At 31.4% G+C, this 24,515-nt stretch carries 23 protein-coding genes; all 23 read left to right on the top strand.

What is annotated here, in order from left to right:
* The first annotated feature begins 9 nt into the window (after positions 1-9).
* The 23 genes from fliI (at position 10) to D2A34_RS01930 (ending at position 24,044) form a co-directional block, all read left to right on the top strand.
* Complete coding sequence (gene fliI, locus D2A34_RS02035; protein ID WP_119365571.1) at positions 10-1,326, top strand: flagellar protein export ATPase FliI; 1,317 nt, start codon at positions 10-12, stop codon at positions 1,324-1,326.
* A gap of 88 nt (positions 1,327-1,414) precedes the next feature.
* On the top strand, positions 1,415-1,852 hold the full coding sequence (fliJ, locus tag D2A34_RS02030) for a flagellar export protein FliJ (protein ID WP_119365570.1): 438 nt from the start codon (positions 1,415-1,417) through the stop codon (positions 1,850-1,852).
* Between the two features lie 63 nt (positions 1,853-1,915).
* Positions 1,916-3,232: a flagellar hook-length control protein FliK gene (locus D2A34_RS02025; RefSeq protein WP_119365569.1), complete on the top strand. Its 1,317-nt coding sequence runs from the start codon at positions 1,916-1,918 to the stop codon at positions 3,230-3,232.
* A gap of 12 nt (positions 3,233-3,244) precedes the next feature.
* On the top strand, positions 3,245-4,195 hold the full coding sequence (locus D2A34_RS02020; RefSeq protein ID WP_119365568.1) for a flagellar hook capping FlgD N-terminal domain-containing protein: 951 nt from the start codon (positions 3,245-3,247) through the stop codon (positions 4,193-4,195).
* Entirely contained in the window at positions 4,196-4,591 is a 396-nt protein-coding gene (locus D2A34_RS02015) for a TIGR02530 family flagellar biosynthesis protein (protein WP_119365567.1), read from the top strand.
* A gap of 79 nt (positions 4,592-4,670) precedes the next feature.
* A complete protein-coding gene (locus D2A34_RS02010) occupies positions 4,671-5,738 on the top strand; it encodes a flagellar hook-basal body complex protein (protein WP_119365566.1) in 1,068 nt (355 codons plus the stop codon).
* Positions 5,739-5,968: 230 nt separating this feature from the next.
* A complete protein-coding gene (locus tag D2A34_RS02005; protein ID WP_079438728.1) occupies positions 5,969-6,160 on the top strand; it encodes a flagellar FlbD family protein in 192 nt (63 codons plus the stop codon).
* Positions 6,161-6,250: 90 nt separating this feature from the next.
* Positions 6,251-6,736 (top strand): flagellar basal body-associated FliL family protein, encoded by a 486-nt coding sequence (locus D2A34_RS02000; RefSeq protein WP_119365565.1) that lies wholly within the window; start codon positions 6,251-6,253, stop codon positions 6,734-6,736.
* 9 nt (positions 6,737-6,745) lie between these two features.
* The gene (locus tag D2A34_RS01995) at positions 6,746-7,147 is read left to right on the top strand and encodes a FliO/MopB family protein (protein ID WP_119365564.1); all 402 of its coding nucleotides are present in this window, start codon (positions 6,746-6,748) and stop codon (positions 7,145-7,147) included.
* Positions 7,134-7,913 carry a flagellar type III secretion system pore protein FliP gene (gene fliP, locus D2A34_RS01990; protein WP_119365563.1) on the top strand — a complete coding sequence of 260 codons (780 nt, stop codon included), beginning with the start codon at positions 7,134-7,136 and terminating at the stop codon, positions 7,911-7,913. Before D2A34_RS01995 ends, fliP begins: the two co-directional genes overlap by 14 nt.
* An 11-nt stretch (positions 7,914-7,924) precedes the next feature.
* Positions 7,925-8,194 carry a flagellar biosynthesis protein FliQ gene (fliQ, locus tag D2A34_RS01985; protein WP_079438724.1) on the top strand — a complete coding sequence of 90 codons (270 nt, stop codon included), beginning with the start codon at positions 7,925-7,927 and terminating at the stop codon, positions 8,192-8,194.
* 14 nt (positions 8,195-8,208) lie between these two features.
* On the top strand, positions 8,209-10,053 hold the full coding sequence (locus tag D2A34_RS01980; RefSeq protein ID WP_119365562.1) for a fused FliR family export protein/FlhB family type III secretion system protein: 1,845 nt from the start codon (positions 8,209-8,211) through the stop codon (positions 10,051-10,053).
* A 90-nt stretch (positions 10,054-10,143) separates the two neighbouring features.
* Positions 10,144-12,210, top strand: a complete 2,067-nt coding sequence (gene flhA / locus D2A34_RS01975; RefSeq protein ID WP_119365561.1) for a flagellar biosynthesis protein FlhA — start codon at positions 10,144-10,146, stop codon at positions 12,208-12,210.
* Positions 12,211-13,521, top strand: a complete 1,311-nt coding sequence (gene flhF / locus D2A34_RS01970) for a flagellar biosynthesis GTPase FlhF (protein ID WP_119365560.1) — start codon at positions 12,211-12,213, stop codon at positions 13,519-13,521.
* Positions 13,515-14,369, top strand: a complete 855-nt coding sequence (locus tag D2A34_RS01965) for a MinD/ParA family protein (protein WP_079438720.1) — start codon at positions 13,515-13,517, stop codon at positions 14,367-14,369. Before flhF ends, D2A34_RS01965 begins: the two co-directional genes overlap by 7 nt.
* An 11-nt stretch (positions 14,370-14,380) precedes the next feature.
* The gene (locus D2A34_RS01960) at positions 14,381-15,022 is read left to right on the top strand and encodes a flagellar brake protein (protein ID WP_119365559.1); all 642 of its coding nucleotides are present in this window, start codon (positions 14,381-14,383) and stop codon (positions 15,020-15,022) included.
* A gap of 177 nt (positions 15,023-15,199) precedes the next feature.
* Positions 15,200-15,928 carry a FliA/WhiG family RNA polymerase sigma factor gene (locus tag D2A34_RS01955; protein WP_119365558.1) on the top strand — a complete coding sequence of 243 codons (729 nt, stop codon included), beginning with the start codon at positions 15,200-15,202 and terminating at the stop codon, positions 15,926-15,928.
* Positions 15,929-15,972: 44 nt separating this feature from the next.
* Positions 15,973-16,572, top strand: coding sequence for a hypothetical protein (locus D2A34_RS01950; RefSeq protein ID WP_119365557.1), 600 nt, complete (start codon positions 15,973-15,975; stop codon positions 16,570-16,572).
* Between the two features lie 38 nt (positions 16,573-16,610).
* On the top strand, positions 16,611-16,766 hold the full coding sequence (locus D2A34_RS27005; protein WP_207669013.1) for a hypothetical protein: 156 nt from the start codon (positions 16,611-16,613) through the stop codon (positions 16,764-16,766).
* Between the two features lies 1 nt (position 16,767).
* On the top strand, positions 16,768-17,541 hold the full coding sequence (locus D2A34_RS01945; protein WP_119365556.1) for a flagellar basal-body rod protein FlgG: 774 nt from the start codon (positions 16,768-16,770) through the stop codon (positions 17,539-17,541).
* Positions 17,542-17,567: 26 nt separating this feature from the next.
* Positions 17,568-18,335, top strand: a complete 768-nt coding sequence (locus D2A34_RS01940) for a flagellar hook-basal body complex protein (RefSeq protein WP_119365555.1) — start codon at positions 17,568-17,570, stop codon at positions 18,333-18,335.
* Between the two features lie 734 nt (positions 18,336-19,069).
* Positions 19,070-20,716, top strand: a complete 1,647-nt coding sequence (locus D2A34_RS01935) for a putative manganese-dependent inorganic diphosphatase (RefSeq protein WP_079438715.1) — start codon at positions 19,070-19,072, stop codon at positions 20,714-20,716.
* A 724-nt stretch (positions 20,717-21,440) separates the two neighbouring features.
* A complete protein-coding gene (locus D2A34_RS01930; protein WP_119365554.1) occupies positions 21,441-24,044 on the top strand; it encodes a calcium-translocating P-type ATPase, SERCA-type in 2,604 nt (867 codons plus the stop codon).
* Positions 24,045-24,515: the final 471 nt, after the last annotated feature.

The following is a 24,515-nucleotide window of genomic DNA, read 5'->3' as shown; positions in this document are numbered from 1 at the left end:
TAGTTCTATATGCTAGATTTAAACTTGGATTTTGACAAGTTGATTAAAAAGGTGAATAATACCTCTACAATATATAGTGAAGGTGTTGTTAAAAAGGTAATAGGGCTAACTATAGAAGTACAGGGGATTAAAGCATTTATAGGTGAACTTTGCATTATATATAATCAGAAAAATATTCCGATAAATTGCGAAGTCGTGGGATTTAGAGATGAATTTGTTATTCTAATGCCTCTTGATGAACTTATAGGTATTTCTCCGGGGTGCAGAGTGGTACCACAACATAAACCTTTAAGTGTTAAATGCTCAGATAAGCTGCTAGGACATATTATTGATGGTCTGGGGAAGCCTATAGACTGTGAGGACCTTTTTATAGATGGAGAGGAATACCCACTAGAAAATGATGCTCCAGATCCTTTAAGAAGGAAAAGAATTAAAGAGATAATGCCTACAGGAGTTCGAGCGATAGATGGATTCTTAACCTGCGGAGACGGCCAAAGAATAGGAATTTTCGCAGGTAGTGGAGTTGGTAAGAGTACCACACTTGGTATGATAGCAAGGGAAGCTGAGGCAGATGTAAATGTTATTGCATTGATTGGGGAAAGAGGAAGAGAAGTTCTAGAGTTCATAGAGAAAGACTTAGGACCAGAAGGGATGAAAAAATCTGTTGTAGTATGTGCTACATCAGATAAACCTGCCCTAATAAGGATTAAAGGAGCATTAACAGCTACAGCAATTGCTGAATACTTTAGAGATAATGGTAAGAAAGTAATCCTTATGATGGATTCTGTAACAAGATTTGCGATGGCTCAAAGAGAGGTTGGACTTGCTATTGGAGAACCTCCAGCAACAAAAGGATATACACCTTCTGTATTTGCAAAACTTCCTAAGCTTATGGAAAGATCGGGAACATCGTCACATGGATCAATTACAGCTTTTTACACGGTTCTGGTTGATGGGGACGATTTTAATGAACCTATAGCTGATGCTGTTAGAGGTATATTAGATGGGCATATAGTGTTATCAAGAAGTTTAGCTCATAAGAATCACTATCCGGCTATTGATATATTAAATAGTGTTAGTAGACTTATGAATCAGATCGCACCCAAGGAGCTTAAAGAAGCTGCATCACTCGCAAGAGACCTTTTAGCAACTTATAAAGATTCAGAGGATTTAATTAATATTGGTGCTTATGTTAAAGGAAGTAACAAAAAAATAGATATGGCAATTAGTTATAATGATGCGCTAAATAAATTTTTACGTCAGGGAATTGATGAGAAATCAAGTTACAAAGAAACAGAAAATACTTTAATGTCAATGTTTAGATAAAAATTATATAGCTTTAGCTAGTAAACAGCTAAAACTAATTATAATTGGAAGTGTCTTGTAGTCGGAATTGGCAAAGGGAGGTTTAGTTTTGGCTGAAAGATTCAAATTTGGATTAGAAAAGCTTCTTGAAATGAGAGTCTCTAATGAAGAAGAGAGCAAGAGATTATTTACTGAAAGCCAGAGAGAAAAAAAGAAGGTAGAAGAAAAATTAGAAGAACTTAACTCAAGTTATAATAAGTATAAAGGGATAACGCCTAATGAGGATATAGTGTACCAAAAATTAAAGAGATATTATATTCAAGGTGTTCAAAATGGAATTAAGACGGCTGAGAAAGACTTAATTATTAAAAATCAAGAAGTTGACCAAAGAAGAAAAGATTTAACAGCAAAACAAATGGAAAGAAAAACTGTACAAACACTAAAGGAAAAAAAGTATTCTGAATATATTAAGGAGCAAGATAGACTAGAACAGATAAATCTAGATGAATTAGCTCTTTATGCATATGTAAGAAATCAAAACAAGTAAAAGAATCAAAGAGTATATAGTTGATTTTTTTATAGTTATATTACGTGAAAGGAGGTGAAAATAATGATTATAAATGCAAAAAGCAGTGCTGATAATTTATTAAAATCATTCGACACAAGTTCAAATAATAAATCTATCTCAGAATTTTATAAAGTTGATAGCAAAAAAAATATTTATTCGAGCAGCGATTTTAAAAAAGTATTAAGTTCAAGATCTAATCAGAAAGAACATAATAAAAATATAGATAATGCGAATAATAATAAAACAATAGATCGGGTTAATGAGACTAATACTAATAGAGTTGATGATGACAAGGAAAAACTGGAAGAATTGGAAAAGGAAAGTGAAGCGTCATCTAAAGAAAAGGCAAGTGACATATTAGCAGAATTGTTGAATTTACTTACTAGATTAGGTATTAAGAAAGAAGATTTAGAATCAAATGGAGATATTAATACTAATGATTTGAAAGCTTTAATTGGAAATATTGATAATAAATCATCGAATGGTATGAGTAATATCATGGAAAAGATAATGGAACTATTAAAAGATGATTCAGTGAAAGATAAGTTAGATGCTAACTCATTAAAAACTATGGAGAAGATTTTAGGTAATTTAAGCGCTAAGCTTGGGGATAGTGATATAAATTCTACAAAAGGTATTAAAAGTTTAATGTCCGAAATATCTAATATATTAAATGGTAGAGATAACAAAATATTAAATATTGAAGATGCGTTAGGTAAGAATTACTCACAAGAAAATAGTGGAGGTTCAACCAATAGTAATAATTCTGAAACTTCAAAGGCAAAAGAGGAGAAGTTTTTAAATTCTTTAGTTGGTGACAATAAAGATGATTCATTGAATAAAATAAATTTATTTGGAACACGAACTTCAACTATTCAGAATCAGGGAGCAGACAATGTTAGAGGGCTTACAATAAACAAAGCGACCTTTGTAGATGATTTGGTTAAAGATGTTAAGTTTATGAGTAATAATTCACTAAAGGAATTAATAGTAAAAGTTAATCCGGGAAATTTAGGCGAGATAACCATTAAACTAGTTCAAGAAGATGGTTTGATGAAAGCTAACTTAAAAGTTAATTCAAAGGAAACAGCTGCTTTACTTACTCAAAATTTAAATGATATAAAAAAGCAGTTAGGTGAACAAAATTTAAGGATCACAGATATTAACATTGAACTTTACCAAGATGACACAACTTTCTTTAGAGGACAAGGTTTTGGCGGGCAACTTTCTGAAGAGCAGGAAAGAAGGAATAGTAATAGTAACGACAGTGTAAGTGGTATAAATAATGTAAGTATCTCTGAAGAAGAGATGGTTGAAAACACTATTGATAACGATAGTAACTTAGACTTTTTTGTATAGGAGGTGAATTTTATGGCAGTTGAAACACAATTGAACCATACGTATATTAGTGGAGCTGATGCAATAACAAATGCTAAAAATGCCAAAGCTGCACAAACAGTAGGAAAAACAACAACAGATAGAGGAACGCTTATAACAAAATCGACTACTGATTTTGATAAAAATTCGTTTCTTAAGATTCTTTCTGCTCAGCTTAGTAACTTAGATCCGACTCAGAATCAGGATTCAAGTGCATATGTGGCACAAATGGCTCAATTTGCGTCGATGGAACAAATGCAGAATTTAAATACAACTATGTCAGATTATGCGTACCAACAAATGATTGGAAAAAAAGCAATAATAAATGAGAAGTATGATGATGGCACAAATGTTGAAGGTTATGTAACTAAGATAACAAAAAAGTCTAACGGGACTTATGCAACAATGACAATTGATGGAAAAGAAGAGGAAATAGATGTTTCAAAGATAATAGGAAGTGTACAAACAACTGATAGCAATACAACTGCAAATAACAGAGCAGCTCTTAATTCGGATTTTTTGGCAGCTTCGGCTTTAGCAGATAAGCAGCAAAATATTGTTATAGCAACTGTAGATGACAAGAATAAAACTGTTCTTATAAAAGGAAAAGTCGTAGGTGCTTATATTGATACTGTTAGCAGTGCAACAGTAAAAATAAAGGTTGATGTTTTGGATAATGATGGAAAGCCAACTGGTAAAACTAAAACCTATGACTATGGAGACATAGTAAGAGCTGGTGATTTAACTGATGAGGATATGAACGTAAGTTTAAATACTACGAAAACAACTGGAACAACTACGAGTGATTCCACAAATACTGCAAACAATACTTCAACATCTACAGAAGTAGCTGAATCAAATGAAACAGTAAATACTATTTCGAGTACAACTAACGATAATATAGCTGCAGAAAATGCAACTTTGTCTAAAATAGCAGGTGTATAAATGAGTTATAGAATTATTAATGGTCAAGCATACTCTGTAGGAAATATCGGTCAAATTGCTAATCCTCGAGATACTAGAAGTAGTAAAGGCAGTAACAATGAAGAGACAAGCTTTCGAAATGTTTTTGATAATATAAAAAACAAAAGTGAAGGCTTTACAGTATCTAAACATGCTGCTTTAAGATTGGATGAAATTAATTTTACGGAAGAAGATATGAAGCAAATTGAAAAGGGTTTTGAGATAGCAAAGGATAAAAATTCAAGAAATACAGTTATGTTATATAAAGATGTGGCACTAATTGCTAGTGTTGAAAACAAAACTTTAATAACAGCTGTTGAAAAGGATAGAGCAAAAGATAATATATTTACCAATGTAGACAGTGTAGTGATTTTATAGGCTGGACCTTAAAAGGAAGCCTTAACTTGTTGAACGATGGAGACAAGTAAAATAAAAAATATGATTGGGAGGTACGTTTATGTTAAGATGTATGTATGCTGGAATAAGCGGAATGAAGGTTAATCAAACCAAGTTGGATGTTATTGGTAACAATATAGCAAATGTAGGAACTACATCATTTAAAGCTTCGAGTGCAAGATTCAGGGATATGTTGTACCAAAATACAGGAGAAGCAACTTCTGTTACTGCAACAAAAGGTGGTACAAATGCAAAGCAAGTAGGACTTGGAGCTCAAGTGTCAAGTATAAATAAAGTAATGGGTCAAGGAAATGCTCTATCAACTGGAAGGTCTCTTGATGTTTGTATAGATGGTGACGGATATTTATTAACAGGTTCAGGATTTGTAGATTATAGTGGTGGTAATAATATTGATGAAACTACTAACTCTATAACACCAGCTACTGGTGCAGACAAAGGCGTGATGGATATACTATATACTAGAGATGGAAATTTGACTTTAGACTCTCAGGGTAATTTATTAACAGCTGATGGGCGTAGAGTTATGGGATATGCAGTAACTGATGGGACTCAAACAACAAGTATTGATCCAACTTCAGGAAAAATTTTAAGTGTTAACGCTGATGCCGTAGATAAAACAACTGGAAAATCATCAGTAGCAATTGTTGGAGCAAATGGAACAGATACAAAGTTAGTGCCGCTTAAAGTTCCAGATACTGTATATGGAAGCGCAAGTGATACTGCGGGTCAGCCTGTTAAGAAATTCGAAATAGGAAAAGATGGATTAATTACTGTTATACTTGGGGATGGATCAAGAGCAGCAGTTGGGCAAATAGCGCTAGCTTCATTTAAAAATCCGGAAGGATTAATTTCAGTTGGAGGAAATTTGCTTCAAAAGTCTGCAAACTCAGGACCAGAAATAATTAGAAATGGAGTAGGAACTGATGGGACTACGGATAACAGTAAAGGATTCGGAGATTTTATACAAGGAGCTCTTGAAGGTTCAAATGTTGATTTAACAGAACAATTTACAGATATGATTACAGCAACTAGAAGTTTCCAAGCTGCATCAAAGATGGTAACTACTGGTGATGAAATTCTTCAAACAATTACAGGATTAATGAGATAGTTTAAAATATTAAATAATTACAATGATGTGTAAGTTGAGGGGAATCTCAACTTACAATCATTAGTAAGCAAAATATACAATTATAGTTTTTGTAATGCACAATACACAATGCATAATTAGATAATTGTTGTATTATTTTCAAATAATTAAATCTTTCAAAAATTAAGCATATGTAATATGATAATATTATGTATTGTGAATTGTACATAATTTTAAAGGGGTGAGAGTTTATGATAGATGTAACAGGGATGAACCATGAGCACTTTATTTTAAATGCAGATCATATAGAAAAAATAGAAGAAGTGCCTGAAACTATAATTACTTTGGTTAATGGAAGAAAATATATAGTTTTAGAAAGTATAGAAGAGGTAAGGAGATTAGTTATAGAATATAAGAATAAGATATTTACATACAAAATTTAGATAAATTAAATTTAATAGTTAATATCTGAATTGAACTCAAAGTATAAAAATCGATATTTTAATTGTTGCAAGTAATGAGGAGTGATAGTAATGGCATTTGGAAAAGGGAAAAATAAAGAAAAAGGTGAGAATTCAGGCAAAGGTGGTAAAGGATCTATGATAGTCCTATTCATATTAGGATTATTAGTGCTTGGGGCAGCAACTTTTGGTGGAGTATATTTATTTATGAAAACTAAAAATACAGTAGAGGCTCAAGAAGTAGTAGTTGAAAATGCGTATATAGATTTACAAGAGTTCACCGTTAATCTAGCTGATGAAGGTGGAAAAAGATATTTTAAAGGAGAGATAGCTATAGGCTATGATAAAAGCAAAACCAAACTTCTTGAAGAGCTAACATCTAATCAAGTCGTTGTTAGAGATAATATTATTTTTTTCTTTAAAAGTCAGAAAGCAGATTATTTAAATAATGTTGTTAATAGAGATGCTATAAAGAAGCAATTAATTGATGCTATTAATAAGGATTTAACTAAGGGCAAAATTACCGATATAAGATTTAAAAGCATGATAGTACAGTAGGTAAGAAAAATGGATTTTGGATTTTTTGGAATGATTATGCAGCTCGTATTCGCACTAGGAGTTACAATAGGATTAATGTTTTTAAGTTTTAGGTTAATGGGATCAAAATTTAATATGATTAACAATAATAAATATATTAAGGTTATTGAGAGGGTACAAATAACTAAAGAAAATGCCATATTAATAGTTAAAATAGGGGAACAAGGATATGTAATGACTAGTAGTGCAGGACATATGGAAAAACTGTCGGAACTATCAAAAGAAGAAATATCTATAATTGAACAAGATAAGAAAAAAGCAGCAGAAGAAATTACAAATTATTATAAGGACTTATTAATAAAATCAGAAAAAAATTTTTCTAAGATAGTAAAGAATATAAAATCAAAGGGAGAGAAGCATGAAAAGAAATAAGAAAATGATTGTATTTACGCTCATGATGGCTCTAGGAATTATGATGTTTCATACAGTAAATGCATATGCTGCTCCAAGTAGTACAAATTTACCGCAATTAAATATCTCCCTTGGAGATAATAATGGTGCACCGCAGGATTATGTAAGTAGTATTAGGATCTTAATATTTTTTACTATAATAGCGTTGCTGCCATCAATTATAATAATGATGACAGCTTTTACCAGAATAGTTGTTGTATTCTCATTTCTTAAAAGTGCAATAGGGGTACAGCAAGCTATTCCGAATCAGATTTTAACTGGACTGGCTATATTCTTAACTTTATTTATTATGACACCAGTTTACAATGAAATGAATAAAAATGGAATTCAACCTTATTTAGAAAATAAAATAAATCAGGAACAAGCATTTGAAGAAGTTTCGAAACCATTAAAAACATTTATGCTTAAGCAAACAAGAGAAAAAGATTTAGAACTATTTGTTGAAATAGGAAAAGCAGATAAAGAGAATTTAACAAAAGAAAATATTTCATTTACTACATTAATTCCAGCTTTCGCAATTAGCGAACTTAAGACAGCATTTCAAATAGGGTTTTTAATATACTTGCCATTTTTAGTAATTGATATGGTTATCTCGAGTGTTTTAATGTCCATGGGTATGTTTATGCTGCCTCCTACTATGGTATCTTTACCGTTTAAATTAATATTATTTGTAATGGTAGATGGATGGTACCTATTGGTGAAATCATTGATACAGAGTTTTATGTGAGGTGAAATAGTATGACACAAACTATGCTTAATGCGGTAGTAAAAGATACGATTGTTACAGCTGCAAAGGTTTCGGCGCCAATATTAATAGTAGTTCTTGTACTAGGTTTAGTTATAAGTATTCTACAAGCAACTACTCAAATTCAAGAGCAGACACTAACTTTTGTTCCCAAATTGATAGCAGCTGCAGTTGTAGGAATATTTTTAGGAAGTTGGATGTTAGAAACAATTATGTCGTTTACTAATAGAATATTTGATTTAATCTCAAAAGTTGTTACATAAGGAGGTAAGGAGCTATGGTAGATGTAGCCTACTTTCTTGCATTATTCTTAATTTTTTTAAGAATAACTTCATATTTTATAGCAGTTGAAATATTTTTTCCAGCTGGAACGCCTCAAATAATGCAGGGGGCATTTTCTCTTATATTATCTTTTGGAATTATGTCAGGAATAGATTATTCAACATTGAATGCTATGAACAGTGGTTATTTGTTAGCTTTTTATGCAGTAAGCGAAATAATGACTGGATTGATATTAGGTTACATAACTAATTTAGTTTTTCAAATAGTGAAACTGGCGGGTGAATGGATGGATATTCATGCAGGATTTGCTATGATATCTATACTGGATCCTGCAACACATACATCATCCACATTATTGGGAAATCTATCATATTTTATTTCACTTGCATTCTTTTTTATTGTAGATGGCCACCATGTGGTTATAAATATGTTGGTAGAAAGTACAAATGTGGTACCGATAGGTAAGACTATAGTATATCAAGAGACACTAATGGGTGTTATGCAAAATATTTTTAACTTTTTTGCTTTAGGGATAAAAATAGCTATACCATTAGTATTGATAATAGTTATAACCGATGTATGTTTGGGATTAATTTCGAGGACAGTACCAACAATTCCAATTATGATTTTTGGCGTACCTATTAAAAATTTACTAGGACTTATTACATATATCATATTGATGCCATTAATTTTAAAATTAGTCGGAACTGCTATATATAATCTGCCGAACATTTTCCGGGAAATAATAAACTTGGTACCGGCAGTTCCTGTAGCATTAATTTTTGCAGGTGATGATAAAACAGAAGAAGCTACTCCTAAGAAAAAATCAGATTCCAGAAATAAAGGACAAATAGCGAGAAGTAAAGATGTATCAGTTGCCATTACAATGGTAGTTTGTACATTGCTTATTAGCTCACTTTGGGGAATGTTAACTAATGGTTTTAAAGATATAATTATTTATTTTCTATCATTACCTATGTTAGCTGAATTCAATCAAGCAACGGTTTCAAACTTAGTGATTACGGTACTCATAAAAATAGCAAGTTACCTTTTTCCTTTTGCTATTCCTATAATGATTGGTGGAATTGTTGCTAGTTTACTTCAAACAGGATTTTTGATAACAAAAGAGCCTTTAAAGCCGTCATTTGGAAAGTTGAACCCGATATCTGGAATGAAAAATATATTTTCAAAGAGAAGCGTAGTAGATTTACTAAAAAATCTAATGGTAATAACTATTGTATCGGTAATAGCATATAAATATATTTCATCTAATTATCAAAATATATTAGGTATTTCTAATCTATATTTACCTTCATTGAGTAATGAAGTAAAAGATTTAGTAGTAGGGATTTTTAAGCAAATATGTATAGTTCTTGTAATTATTGCTGCAACAGATTATTTTATTCAAATTAGAATGCATAATAAAGATATGAGGATGACAAAACAGGAAATTAAGGATGAATATAAACAATCAGAAGGAGATCCTCAATTAAAAGGAAAAATAAAGCAGAGACAAAGAGAAATGGGGATGAAAAGAATGATGAAATCTGTAGCAGATGCTACAGTTGTTATAACAAATCCAACCCATTTAGCAATAGCTATAAAATATGAAGAAGGGACCAATATGGAAGCTCCAAAAGTTGTCGCTAAAGGAGCCGATTATATAGCTCTTAAAATAAAAAGTATTGCAAAAGAAAATGATGTTCCTGTGATTGAAAATAAACCTCTTGCAAGGTTAATGTATGATAGGGTAGAAATTGATGAAGACATACCACAAGACTTATATCAAGCAGTTGCTGAAATTTTGGTAATTGTAATGAAACTTAAAAAGGATAAATAGTTCAATCAAGAAACAGACATCATATTCAATTGATTAGTAAATTATCCTCCAAGATAGAGAAGATAATTTAAGAATGGGAGGTTTATTGTTTTGGAATTTGGTAATAGAAAACTAGATATAAAAAATAACTTTGATGTAATGGTGGCATTTGGTGTAATAACTATAGTTCTTATGATAATAATCCCCCTGCCAAAGCTTTTACTTGACTTGCTTCTAGCGCTAAATATAACAATTTCTATAATTATTATTTTAATAACCATGTTCACAACAAATGTATTACAGCTATCAGTCTTCCCGACTTTACTGCTTGTTACTACTTTGTTTAGATTGGCACTTAATATATCATCAACAAGATTAATACTTACAGAGGCAGATGCTGGAACCATTATAACAGCATTTGGTAATTTTGTTATTGGTGGGAATTATGTAGTTGGTATTATTATATTTTTAATTATAGTGGTAATACAATTTATGGTAATCACAAACGGTGCAGGAAGAGTTGCAGAAGTATCTGCTAGATTTACACTTGATGCAATGCCAGGTAAACAAATGAGTATCGACGCGGATTTAAATTCTGGTATGATTGATGAAGCAGTTGCCAAAAAAAGAAGATTGGACTTACAGTCAGAAGCAGATTTCTATGGAGCTATGGATGGTGCATCTAAGTTCGTTAAAGGGGATGCTATAGCGGGTATTATCATAACTATTATTAATGTAATAGGAGGCATAATAATAGGAGTGCTTCAGAAAAACATGAGTGCGGCTCAGGCAGCTCAGACCTATGTTATACTTACCGTTGGTGATGGACTAGTGAGTCAAGTTCCAGCGTTACTTATATCAACAGCTTCAGGTATTTTAGTTACTCGTTCAGGAAGTTCAGAAAACTTAGGAAATACTTTAACTCAACAATTGACAGCTTTCCCGGTGGCAACAGGAATTGCAAGTGCCGTAATGTTATTCTTGGGAATTATACCAAGTATGCCTAAAATTCCATTCTTCGCTGCATCTATATCAATGGGAACATTAACGTATCTGCTCTATAAAGATGCTGCAGCTAAAGAAATACAGGAGTTTGTCTCAGAAGAAGAAGAAATTATTCAGGCAGAACGAAAAGAACCAGAAAATGTTATGAATCTGATATCTGTAGAACCAATGGAGGTTGAGATTGGATATGGTCTTATACCACTTGCAGATGAAGCCTCAGGAGGAGATTTATTACAAAGAATAGCATCTGTTAGAAGACAATGCGCTATAGAGATGGGGATTGTAGTGCAACCTATAAGAATTAGGGATAATCTTCAACTTAAAACCAATGAATATATAGTAAAAATTAGAGGAACAATGATTGTATCATCAGAATTAATGCCAAGCATGTTACTTTGCATGGATCCAACTGGAGAAAATTCGGATATACCAGGAATAAAAACAATGGAACCAACATTCGGCCTTCCAGCTGTTTGGATTAATAAGGATCAAAGAGAAGAGGCAGAAATTAAGGGATTAACAGTAGTTGACCCAACAACAGTTATGGTAACGCATTTAACTGAAACGATAAAAACTCACTCATATGAATTACTTGGAAGACAAGAAGTTAAACTTATTGTTGATAATGCAAGAGAGAAATATAGTGCAGTTGTTGAAGAACTAATACCTGACCTTTTAAGCATTGGAGAACTTCAAAAAGTATTACAGAATTTGCTTAGAGAAAAAGTTCCAATTAAAGATATTGTAACTATAATGGAATCTCTAGCTGATAATTCCAAAAATACAAGAGATATAGAATTATTAACTGAGTATGTTAGATTTGCATTGGCTAGGACTATTTGCAATCAAGTAGTGGATGAAAATAGGACAATTACAGTAGTAACCTTGGATCCAGATATTGAAGAAATAATTGCAAATAATACTCAAAAATCTGCGCAAGGCTCGTTCCCTACAGTAAATCCAGACACAACTACAAGAATACTTACTGGTATTAAAAATACAGTGGAATCAGTTTATTTTTACAATAATCAGCCTATTATATTAGTTTCTCCAAATATAAGGCCTGTATTTAGGAAATTAATTGAAATGGTATTTCCTCATATTATGGTAATTTCATTAAATGAAATTCCAAATGATGTTCAAATTAATAGTGAAGGAGTCGTAAGAATATAGATGGTTATTAAGAAATATCTTGTGAAAAACATGAATGAAGGTTTGACTCGTATTAGATATGAACTAGGAAAAGATGCTATTATAATTAATCAAAGAAAAGTAAGGAAACCAGGAGTTAAGGGATTTTTCTCGAAAAAAGTGATTGAAGTTACAGCTGCTGTTGAAAATTTAACAAGTCCAGATAGAGAGCGTGATAATTCTGAAAGAAGATATCACCAAAAGAATGATGAATTTCAAAATTCTTTGGAAAGTATCAAAAAGCTTATGCAAGATGAAATATTAATTACTAGGGAATCAGTTCATAATGAAGACATTGAAAAGGCTGACACCATAAGAGATAGGATAAGAGAGCATAATGCAAATGTTGAAAAAGAAACAGCGAAGTATAGTTCAGTAAGGGAAGAATTTATACCAAGTAAACTACTACAAGAAAATATATCAGTAAAAACCGAAAGAGAAGATTCAAATATACAATCTATACATAAAGAAATGAATGAATTAAAAAACTTATTAAATAAGGTAATAAAGAATAATTCTTCTGACGAAAGTGGTTCTGAAAGCTATATAAAAGAAAGACTAAAGAGTTTGGAAGTAGATGAAGAGCTTCAAGATGAAATTGTGCAATCAATAAGTTCAAATTCTGAAGAAGAGTTAAATGAAACAGAGTTACTAAGAGATATTTTTGAAAGAGATATCTTAGTATCTAGAAAAAGTATAAGTGGCAGGGTAGTATTGGTGGGCCCAACTGGGGTGGGTAAAACAACTACAATAGCAAAGCTTGCAGGAAGACTTGCTCTTATCGAAAAGAAAAGAGTTGGACTAATTACAGTAGATACATATAGAATTGGTGCAATAGAGCAGCTTAAAACATATGCAGAGATAATGAATATTCCATTTAAAGTAGTAATTACAATGAAGGAAATGGAAGATGCAATTGAATATATGAAAGAATGTGATGTAATTCTTATAGATACAACAGGAAGAAGTAGTAAGAATGCGATGCAAATTTCTGAACTTAGAGCTTTTGTTCAAAAAGCAAATCCTGACCATGTAAATATGGTAATAAGTGCAACTACAAAAAATAGTGACATAAAAAGTATTTTAAAAGGTTATGCAGAACTTGAATACGATAATATTATAATTACGAAGCTTGATGAAACTTCAGTGTATGGATCACTATATAACATAGCGAGAATTGCTAATAAACCAATTAGTTTTATAACGACAGGGCAAAATGTACCAGATGACATAATAGTACCTACAAAAGAAGAAATTGCAAGTTTCATCCTAGGGGAGGAAATTTTATGCTAGACCAGGCAGAATCATTAAGAAAATTAATTAATCAAGAAGAAGATAAGAAAAAGCATGCCAAAATAATAACAGTAACATCTGGAAAAGGTGGAGTTGGTAAAAGTAATTTTGTTGTGAATTTAGCTATAACTCTTCAAGATAAAGGTAATAAAGTTTTAATATTTGACGCTGATTTAGGGATGGGGAATGATGATGTATTAATGGGGTTATATCCCAAGCATAATATATTTGATATTGTATTTACTGACTTAGAAATACAGGATATAATTATAGAAGGAACAAATGGGGTACACTTAGTTCCAGCAGGTTCAGCTTTAAGCAAGACTCAAGAATTAAGTGAAGAAGAAAAAGAGTTATTTCTAGGAAAACTTGAAACACTAGATGAGTATGATTATATATTAATGGATACAGGGGCTGGAGTTAATAAAGATATTTTATCATTTATTGGAGCATCCGAAGATTTAATTATTGTCATTACTCCGGAGCCGACTTCACTTACAGATGGTTATAGTTTGATTAAAGCAACAGACCATTATAAACTAAAGTCAGAAGCAAAAATAATTGTTAATAAAGCATTTACTGAAGAAGAAGGTCAAGATACGTTTAACAAGTTTAATAGAGCTGTGAGCAAATTTCTTAAAATGAATGTAGAATATTTAGGGTGCATATTAGAAGATAAAAAGTTAGTACAAAGTGTAAGGCAGCAAAAACCATTTGTAGTATTGTATCCAAATTGCGATGCGGCTAAAAATATTGACAATATTGCCATGAAAATTATGGGACAAGATGTGAGTTCATCAAATGGAGCAAAAGGACTATTTAAGCGTTTATTTAATATTTTTTCATAGGGGGATTTCAGGTGAAGGGTTTTACCTTAAAAGTTAATGATAGAATAGAAGTTGTTGTAAATGAAAAACCATATAAAGCTCTAATTATGGATGTGGAAGATGATTCCATGAGGATAAATTTACCTGTTTACGAGGGTGACTACTTAATGTTGCATTCAGGAGAAAAGATTGAAATGAACTCTTACTTAGATGAGGGTGGATGTTTCAATTTTTATTCAACGGTAATTTCTAGGGGAAAAGAAGGAAGCATAATATATTATAAAGTTTCACTTCCTTTTGACATAAAAAAAATACAAAGAAGGAACTTTTTTAGAGTTAGTGTATTAGATACAGTTGAATATAAAATAATTACTGATATAGATGAAGAAGATTTTGATAATATACCTTACGAAGAAGGTACAATGGTTAATTTAAGCGGTGGTGGATTAAAGCTTAAACTCAAGCGTGACATTAAAGAAAGTGATTTGATTCTTATTAATCTAAGGCTAAGTAAGATTCAAGCTGAAATAAAATGTGATATTGTGAGGATTGAAAACACTGCGGATAAAGAAAAGTTATGTGGGTTGAGATTTATTGATATTACTCCAGCTCAAAGCGAGAAAATAATCCAGGAATTATTTGAAATATCTAGAAGACAAAGGACAAATTTATAGATTTAGTAAAAGATTGTCAAGAAGAATTGAGAATAAGGATTTATAAGTAGACTATGATATAAAAGTAAACAAAAATATTTATTGTCTATCGGTTCTTATATACTTAAACTTTGGTAGTAGAGCATATAAGAACATAGATAAATGATAAGTTGATGAAATGCAGGGGGTAATAAGGGTATGCAAGCAGTGAAAAGTGTAGATGGAAAAGAGCAAATAATACAAGAATATATTCCGCTAGTTAAATATATTGCCTCTAGGGTTATGTTTGGAAAAAACAAATATATGGAATATGAGGATTTAGTGAGCTATGGAATGATTGGACTTATGGATGCCTTAAATAAATTTGACCAGACAAAGGGAATGAAGTTTTCATCTTATGCGTCTATAAGAATTAAGGGGACGATGATAGATGAATTGAGGAAAAATAGACCTATATCTAAAGGGGCGATGGACAAACTGAATAGATATAATAAGGCTATTGATACCTTACAGTTGAAGTTATTAAGAGAACCTACAAATGATGAAATAGCAAAATATTTAGAAATTTCTTTGAATGAAGTTGGAGAAATTGAGAATTACATAAATTATATTTCAATGGTATCATTAGAAAGTGTTATTTTTTCAGATGATGAGGATGTAAATCTTATTGGGATTTTAGAGGATAAGAGTAGTCCAAGTCCGGATACATATGTTCAAGACAAAGAGCAATTAGAAATATTAACAGACGCCATAAACTTACTTAAAGAGAAAGACAGGACTATATTAAATCTGTATTACTATGAAGGGTTAACACTAAAGGAAATTGGAGCAGTATTGAGTGTATCTGAGTCTAGAGTTTGCCAATTACATAGTAGAGCTATTAGTAGCTTAAGAGATTGTATGAAAAAATTACACTATATTGATTAATCATTCACTAATTTTGCGTAGCAAAATTCTAGAAGAGGTGTTTTATGCCATTAATATTATTAATTATAGGGTTGGTCCTAATAGTTTATAGTTATCGTGCTATAAAGCTTGAAGATAAGAAAGAACAATATGATGATAGTGTAAAGATATCATTTAGAAGTGTCTTAGAAGACAATAAAGAAGAATTAAACGATTATAAGATGGAGATTGGTATATTAAGAAGAGATATAGCTGAGAGTTTAACTGAATTGCAGGAAGAAATATTAGATATGAAAATCAACATGAATTTAATTAAAAAAAGTGAAGAGACATACGAAAATAGAGAAGATATAGAAAGTATCAATTATTTAAATGAAACAGAAAATAATATTATTAATATAAATAGTGAAGAAAATAATTATGAAATTGAGAAGAGTGAAGAAGAAAATAATATTACAGATAATGTAGATGAAAATTTATCTTTAGATTTAAGTATAAAAGATGGCATAATATCCGAAATTGATTTTTCGAGAAAAATGGATAGTAATAAAACACAGAAAATTAAAGAACTTATAAATCAAGGGTTAACAGAAGAGGAAATATGTCATAAATTATCTGTTAGTAAGGGGGAAGTACTATTAGTAAAAGGTTTATTCAAAAAATAAAAGATATTATTGTATTTCTCAGTAACAAAAGGATTTTATTGGGAATCGGAATAGGTTTAGTTTTAGGCGTTATCTGTATGTTTGGATATAAATATACTGCTAGTCTTTCTGATAGTCAAATAGAAGAAAAAGCTAGGGGATTAGGAATGATTTATGAGAGTGAACGTAAATCTATTTTAAAAGGAGAGGATTAGGTTGATTAGAGGATTCTATACTTCAGTTTCAGGTTTGATTGCACTTCAAAATGAACAAGAAGTAACTACAAATAATATTGCCAATGTAAATAATACAGGCTATAAAAAAAGAGAACTCACTAAAAGCAGCTTTGAAGATGTTATGATATCTAATAGACAGAAGCTTGTGGGAGATAAGTATGTTAAAAACAATATCGGAAACTTAAATATGGGTGTAAAAGTTAATGATGTAGAAACAGTTTTTACACAAGGTACTTTTAAGGCTACAGATAGTATGACTGATTTTGCAATAGATGGAAGAGGATTTTTTGTTGCTAGAAACCCTAACGGTCAAGAAGTTTATACAAGAGATGGAAATTTTAAGATTAATGAACAAGGGTATTTAATAACTAATGACAGATGTGAAGTGTTAGGAATAAATAGTGCTACTGGTGCAAGGGAGCCTATATATATAGGCAATTCAAAGTTTTCTGTAGATGCAGAGAATAATGTGAATATTGATGGTATAGGTGTGACGCATAAAATGCTGACAGCTGATTTTAGCGATTATAATGCAATGGAGCCACTCGGAGATAACTATATCACTCAGCAAAATCCGATCTATAATTCTACGGTTAATGTAAGACAAAATTTCCTTGAAGGATCAAATGTTGACCCGTCAGCAGAACTAGTTAAACTTATGGAGATAAAGAGACAGTTTGAAACAAATCAGAAATTTGTAAAGATGCAAGACGAAACTGTTCAAAAAGCTGCGAGTGAATTAGGGCGTGTATAAACTAAAGCTTAGAGGAGGAGATAATTATGTTCAATATTTTCGCTACAGGGAAAAGTGGACTAACTGCATATCAAGAAAAGTTAGACTATCTATCTAATGATTTAGTAAATAGTACAACGACGGGATATAAAAGTACAGATGTAGGATTTAAAGACCTATTGACAGAATCTTTAAATAGGAATGGTACGCCACTTGTGGACAAAAGTTCAGTAACGGGTACAGGAGTTAAACTAGGTGTAAATTATGCAACAAATGAACAAGGAAATCTTTTAATAACAGGACAAAAAACAGATTTAGCGATAGATGGAAAGGGATATTTTGCACTTACTCAAGCTAGTGGAAATATAGTATATACTAGAGATGGTAGTTTTAAAATTGATTCAAGCGGAAGTCTAGTAGATACTAATGGAGCAAAGGTATATGTTGAATATGAAAATGGGTTTTCAGAAGGAAATCCTGCGTTAGATAGCAAAAATATATCTATAGACAAAGATGGTGGAATATCAACGCAAGTTGATGGAGAAGAGGTTAAAATTGGTAAGATTCCTATTTTTACAGCTATAGGAGATAAGAGTTTTAATCCTCTAGGAAATAGTTATTTCACTCCAGCTTCAGATGCACAGGTAACGCTAAGCAATGATTATAATGTTGTACAAGGAGCTTTAGAAGGATCAAATGTAAATACAGCAGAGGTATTTTCGGATGTTATACTTACTCAAAGAGCTTTCCAATTAAGTTCCAAAGCAATTACAACAGCTGATGATCTTTGGAGTATGATAAATAGTATGAGATAAACAGCCGAAAGAAATGGTATTCTGTTGCTCGGTTGCTAGAGAAAAAGACTATGGAAAGAGAGGAAACTCGACTCGCATTCACTCGCTGAGTAAGTTCGAGTTGCCAAATACAAGATTTGGACTCTCTCACTTAGCAGTAAAAGTTGTACCCACTCCTGCATGTTCCTGAGCTAAGCTCAGGACGAGCAAGAATGGAACAACTTTTACTGAAGAAATCCTATAGCCTTTTTCTCAATGCAACACTGCGCAAAAGAATACCATTTCTTTCTGTTTTTTTATATATTTAAAAGTATAAATCAAATATTTGATCTTATAATTAGAATAACTATCCATACTTATTAAGTTTGAGTGTAGAACTTTAATAGAAATAAGTAACATATTGTTTGCAGTGTTTCATTGGAATTTTGATGGTAATGATTCTTGATTAGAGGTTGTTCCACTATGCTTGTTCAACACTTGTTGTTGAGGCAAGCATTGTGGTGCAACCTCTAATCGTAGAATCATCCAGCAAAATTCCTAGAAACCGAAACACAATATGTTACTTATTTCGGTAAGTTATACATTGTTTATCTACAGTGTTTTTTGTAAACAGAATTAAGTCTTTACATAATTTGAGTTTATAAGTAAAATGAATATGTATGATTTATTTAAGGCGCATTCAAAAAATAACAATTCTATTTGCTAACCTATTTTCATGTGCCTAAATAAAAGAAAAAATTGTAGGAGGAATTATTTTGGAAAATGTAGTTTATGTAACTGGACATAAAAATCCTGATTCAGACTCTATTTGTGCTGCGTATGGATATGCGGCATTTAAAAATAAGATTAGTAACCTTCCAGCTATACCTGTAAGGTTAGGAAATGTAAATGCTGAAACACAATTTATTTTAGATTACTTTAAGGTTGAAGCTCCAAGATTATTAAAAACAGTAAGACTTAGATTGGAAGATTTAGATATTGATACAATAAATCCAATAACATCAAATATTTCATTGAAAATGGCTTGGAATATTATGAGAGATAATCACATTAAGTCTCTACCAGTAGTTGATAATCACGGAAGATTGGCAGGGATTCTTTCAATTTCAAATTTAACATCTTCGTACATGGATATATGGGATAATAATATATTAGCGAAAAGTAAAACATCTATTGGGAATATATTGGATACACTTTCAGCTAACAGTATATACATAAATAAAGATTGCAAAATATTTAAAGGTAAAATTGCTGTTACAGCAATGCAGCCAGATAGTTTAAAAGAATTCGTTGATGAGGGCGATATCGCAATTGTTGGAGATAGACACGATGTACAAGAAGCTTTAATTGATATAAAAACATCATTAATAATAATTACTGGTTCACATGAGCTTGCACCAGATTTATTTTCTAAAGCTAAAGAAAATGGTGTTACTGTAATAAGTACACCTCATGATTCCTTTACAGCATCAAGATTATTGATTCAAAGTATACCAGTAGGATATGTTATGGCTACTGATAATTTAATATCATTTTCAAAGTATGATTTAATTGACGATATTAAGGACATCATGGCTGAAACTAGATATCATAGTTATCCAGTAATTGATGAAGATGAAAGAGTTATTGGAACTGTTTCAAGATATCATCTTATTTCAAATCATAAGAAAAAGGTTATCCAAGTAGATCATAATGAAAGAGGTCAATCTGTTGATGGATTAGAAGAGGCAGAGGTTCTTGAAATTATAGATCACCATAGAGTTGCAGATATACAAACAAGTAATCCTATATTTTTCAGAAATGAACCATTAGGAAGTTCTTCAACTATAGTTGGTAAATGCTATTTTGAGCATAATATAACTCCATCTAAAGAAGTTGCCGGTTTGTTATGTGGAGCTATAATTTCAGATACTTTATTATTTAAAAGCCCAACTTGCACAGAACAAGATAGGGTAACATGTAAAAAATTAGCTGAAATTGCGGGAATAGAAAGCCTTGAAGAATTTGCTAAGGAAATGTTTAAAGCAGGAACTTCTTTAAAAGGAAAGAGCGTATCTCAAATATTTAATCAAGACTTTAAACCATTTTCTATGGGAGAAGTAAAGGTTGGAGTAGCTCAAGTTAATACTATGGATATTGATGGATTTATGCCATTAAAAGATGAAATGCTAAGTTTCATGCAAAGTGAAGCAGATAGCAAGGGTTATAATGTAGTTATGCTTCTTTTAACGGACATACTTAAAGAAGGATCACAAGTATTAGTAGCAGGTGAAAGACATGATTTTGTTGAAAAAACATTCAATGTTGAATTAAATGATTCAATGGCATTTTTACCTGGAGTATTATCAAGAAAGAAACAAGTAATACCACCACTTACAAATGTAGTTAATTCTATGAAATAATTTATTCAAAAAAAGTATTACCAAAAACGCGAAATATAAAAATACTTGCAAATTGGAGATACTTTAAAATTACTTCTAAACAATCGAAAGAGAATATATGTGTTTACTCCGGTTCACTGAAGATTTTACTGGGTGATTCTAAGAATATAAGTTGCACCCAAAATGCTGGCCTCAAAAATAAATTTGAACTAGCATATTTGGAACAACTTATATTCTAAGAATCACGACCAGTAAAATCTTCTGATGAACACTCCGTAAAAACATATATTCTCTTTCTAGTTTAGTGTAAATTTAAAGTAAATGATATTTAGGCAAGTATTTTTATATTCCTGCGATTAGTTAGTGATACCTTAATGAATTCTGTTTTCCATTATTAAATAAAGTGGCTTTAGTTAGAGAAATATGTAAAGTGACGGAAAAACAAAGAAATAGAATACATATATGTGGAGCAGGCATTGAAAAATGAGCTGCTGGAATATCTTAATGGGAAGTTGTTCCACTTTTGCTTGTCCTGTGCTTGTCACAGGGGCATGCAGAAGTGGTGCAACTTTACATTTAGATATTCCTAGCGAGATTTTTCATAGTCCTGAGGAACATATATGTATTCTATTTCGGTTGTTTATCTGATCACTTTAAGTTCTTCACAATATTTTTTAAAAGGTGCATAACTTTTCTAAAGGTAAATATATATAGAATATAAAGTTCGATATTAGGAGGAAAAGTTGTGATACAAGAAAAAGAGTTGACATCTGGTCTTAGCACTAAGGAAGCAGAGAAGAGAATTAAGAACTTTGGACTTAATGAATTGAAGCACCATAATAAGGCATCAGCACTTAAGATATTCTTATCTCAGTTCAATGATTTTATAGTGTGGGTGCTAATAGCATCAACGATAATTTCAGGGGTTATTGGAGATAAGGCAGATGCAATTACTATACTAATAATAGTTGTTATTAATGCAATATTAGGATTTGTACAAGAATTTAGAACTGAAAAATCATTAGAAGCATTAAAAGAATTAGCAGCACCGACTTGCAAGGTTTTAAGGGATTCTAGTATAAAAATAATAAACTCAATTTATTTGACAATTGGAGATGCTGTTATTCTAGAAGCTGGAGATAGAATACCGGCTGATGGATTTTTTGTTGAAAGTTCTGGCGTTGTTGTAGATGAATCGTTATTAACTGGAGAATCAGTTGGCGTAAATAAAGAATCTTGTAATTATAAAATTGATAGGAAAAAATTAAAAGTTGAAGGCGGAAAAAAGGAATCAAAGAAAAATAATGAAGGATTTATGGGAACTACAGTTGTAAAAGGTAAAGGATTATTTAAGGTTGACTGTATTGGAATGAATACCGAAATGGGTAAAATAGCAGATTTAATTCAAAATATTGAAGAGGAAAAGTCTCCTTTAAATAAAAGATTAGATTCTTTAGGTAAAATCTTAGTTGTTATTTGTCTTATAATATGTGCAGCAGTTACTGCAATGGGAATTATAAGAGGGAATGATGTAACAGAGATGTTTTTGCTAGGAGTGAGCCTTGCGGTTGCGGCAATTCCTGAGGGCTTAGCTGCAATTGTGACAGTTTCATTAGCACTTGGAGTATCAAGAATGCTCAAAAAAAATGCACTTGTAAGGAAGCTGCCAGCAGTGGAAACTCTAGGGTGCACTTCAGTAATATGTTCAGATAAAACGGGAACTTTAACACAAAACAAAATGACAGTAAAAGAGGTATATTTAAATGGAAGAATCCATGAGTTAGAAAAAGAGAAATTAACTGACTATGGAAAGCTTATGAAAACACTTGTTTACTGCAATGATTGCAATTACGACTTTACTAAAAATAAAATGAGTGAAGCACTTCATGGAGATCCAACTGAGACAGCATTAATAAATATGTTTTTTAATGATGTCAAAGGACTTGAAGGCTTTGTTAACAGTGCTAATAGAACATTTGATATCCCATTTGATTCTAACAGAAAAATGATGTCAGTTATAATTAAAGAGGGGAATAAAGATACTTGCTATGTAAAAGGTGCTCCTGAAAGAATAATCGAGAGATGCGATTTTATACTAGAAAATAATAAAATTAAGCCTTTGACATATCAAAAGAAAAAGCAAGTAATTGATTTTGTTACTGCAATGTCTTCAAGAGCACTAAGGTGTATTGCAGCAGCATATAAAGAGGAGAATATAACAAAGGGAGATAAATTAGAACAAAACCTAATTTTTATAGGTGTAGCAGGTAGTATAGACCCTCCTAGAGAAGAAGCTAGGGATGCAGTGCTAAAATGTAAGCTCGCAGGAATAAAGCCTATAATGATAACAGGAGATCATCAGAATACGGCTCTTGCTATAGCTAAATCTTTAAACATTTGCAGTACAGCAGATCAGGTTATGACAGGAGAGGAAATAGAAGAAATAAGCGATCTAGAGTTAGAGGGAAAAATAAAGAAAATAAGAGTTTTTGCGAGGGTTTCACCCAATCATAAGTTAAGAATTGTTAGAGCCTTCAAGAAAAAGGGAAATATTGTTGCTATGACTGGAGATGGTGTAAATGATGCACCTGCTATTAAAGAGTCAGATATAGGAATTGCAATGGGAATTTCAGGTACTGATGTAACTAAGGAAGCATCATCAATGATTCTTATGGATGATAATTTTTCAACTATAGTTGCGGCAGTAGAAGAAGGAAGAATAATTTACGATAATATAAGAAAATTCATAAGGTATTTACTATCCTGCAACCTCGGAGAAGTATTAACAATGTTTTTGGCCACATTATTTTACTTGCCAAATCCATTAAGTCCAATACAAATTCTCCTTGTAAATTTAGCAACTGATGGACTTCCAGCAATTGCGCTTGGTGTTGATCCACCAGAACAGGATATTATGAGACAACCTCCAAGAGAGAAAAAGGAAAGCATATTTGCAAGAGGATTAGTAGAAAAAATAGTAATTAGAGGATCATTGATAGGTCTATGTACCTTATTATCATTTATGGTAGGAAGATATTATAAAATGAATTTGGAAACATGTAGAACTCTAGCACTTTGCACATTAGTTATGTCTCAATTAATACATGTATTTGAATGTAGATCAGAAAGACATTCTATTTTCCAAATTAAATTATTCACAAATCCATATTTAGTTGGTGCTGTTGCAATATCTATATCATTAATGTGCTCAGTATTATATGTACCATTTTTACAAAATGTATTCCATACAGTTGCGCTTTCATTAAATCAGTGGCTTATTGTAATGTTCTTCTCTGGAATAATTGCATTTATTAATAGTGTATATCTATTAATTAAATCTAAATATTAAGGTATTGTGAAGAAAACGAAATATAGAAATACTTGCAGTTCTATGAAATTTTAAGTTTACTGCCAATCAACCTAAAGTGAATATATGTGTTTGCTCCGGTTCTTAGAAGATTTGGCTGGGTGATTCTAAGATTATAAGTTGTACCCAAAGTGCTTGCTTCAAGGACTACGCCTTGAACAAGCACCTTTGGAACAACTTATAATCTAGAATCACAGCCAGCCAAATCTTCTTATGAACACTGCACAAAAACATATATTCACTTTCTTTGTTTAGTAATAAGTCTAAAATAAGAATATATTAATGTAAGTGTTTTTTTATGTCCGCAATGTCAATGCCTTTAAAGATGAGTTATATTTGTAATTTCCGATAAACATATATTTTATATTTCTAGACTAGGTATTGATAAAAGATTTAAAGCTATAGCAAAACAAAGAAAAAGAATACATATATGTGGAGCAGGCATTGAAAAAT

It is taken from the genome of Clostridium chromiireducens, from assembly GCF_003575225.1.
GTDB lineage: Bacteria > Bacillota > Clostridia > Clostridiales > Clostridiaceae > Clostridium > Clostridium chromiireducens.
Note: the sequence above shows the minus strand (reverse complement) of the source record. Positions and strands in the feature narration are given on the sequence as shown.

Coding starts and splice junctions, on each gene's coding strand:
- fliI (WP_119365571.1), top strand. CDS start 10: ATGCTAGATTTAAACTTGGATTTTGACAAGTTGATTAAAAAGGTGAAT.
- D2A34_RS02025 (WP_119365569.1), top strand. CDS start 1,916: ATGATTATAAATGCAAAAAGCAGTGCTGATAATTTATTAAAATCATTC.
- D2A34_RS02020 (WP_119365568.1), top strand. CDS start 3,245: ATGGCAGTTGAAACACAATTGAACCATACGTATATTAGTGGAGCTGAT.
- D2A34_RS02015 (WP_119365567.1), top strand. CDS start 4,196: ATGAGTTATAGAATTATTAATGGTCAAGCATACTCTGTAGGAAATATC.
- D2A34_RS02010 (WP_119365566.1), top strand. CDS start 4,671: ATGTTAAGATGTATGTATGCTGGAATAAGCGGAATGAAGGTTAATCAA.
- D2A34_RS02005 (WP_079438728.1), top strand. CDS start 5,969: ATGATAGATGTAACAGGGATGAACCATGAGCACTTTATTTTAAATGCA.
- D2A34_RS02000 (WP_119365565.1), top strand. CDS start 6,251: ATGGCATTTGGAAAAGGGAAAAATAAAGAAAAAGGTGAGAATTCAGGC.
- D2A34_RS01995 (WP_119365564.1), top strand. CDS start 6,746: ATGGATTTTGGATTTTTTGGAATGATTATGCAGCTCGTATTCGCACTA.
- fliP (WP_119365563.1), top strand. CDS start 7,134: ATGAAAAGAAATAAGAAAATGATTGTATTTACGCTCATGATGGCTCTA.
- fliQ (WP_079438724.1), top strand. CDS start 7,925: ATGACACAAACTATGCTTAATGCGGTAGTAAAAGATACGATTGTTACA.
- D2A34_RS01980 (WP_119365562.1), top strand. CDS start 8,209: ATGGTAGATGTAGCCTACTTTCTTGCATTATTCTTAATTTTTTTAAGA.
- flhF (WP_119365560.1), top strand. CDS start 12,211: ATGGTTATTAAGAAATATCTTGTGAAAAACATGAATGAAGGTTTGACT.
- D2A34_RS01965 (WP_079438720.1), top strand. CDS start 13,515: ATGCTAGACCAGGCAGAATCATTAAGAAAATTAATTAATCAAGAAGAA.
- D2A34_RS01955 (WP_119365558.1), top strand. CDS start 15,200: ATGCAAGCAGTGAAAAGTGTAGATGGAAAAGAGCAAATAATACAAGAA.
- D2A34_RS01950 (WP_119365557.1), top strand. CDS start 15,973: ATGCCATTAATATTATTAATTATAGGGTTGGTCCTAATAGTTTATAGT.
- D2A34_RS01940 (WP_119365555.1), top strand. CDS start 17,568: ATGTTCAATATTTTCGCTACAGGGAAAAGTGGACTAACTGCATATCAA.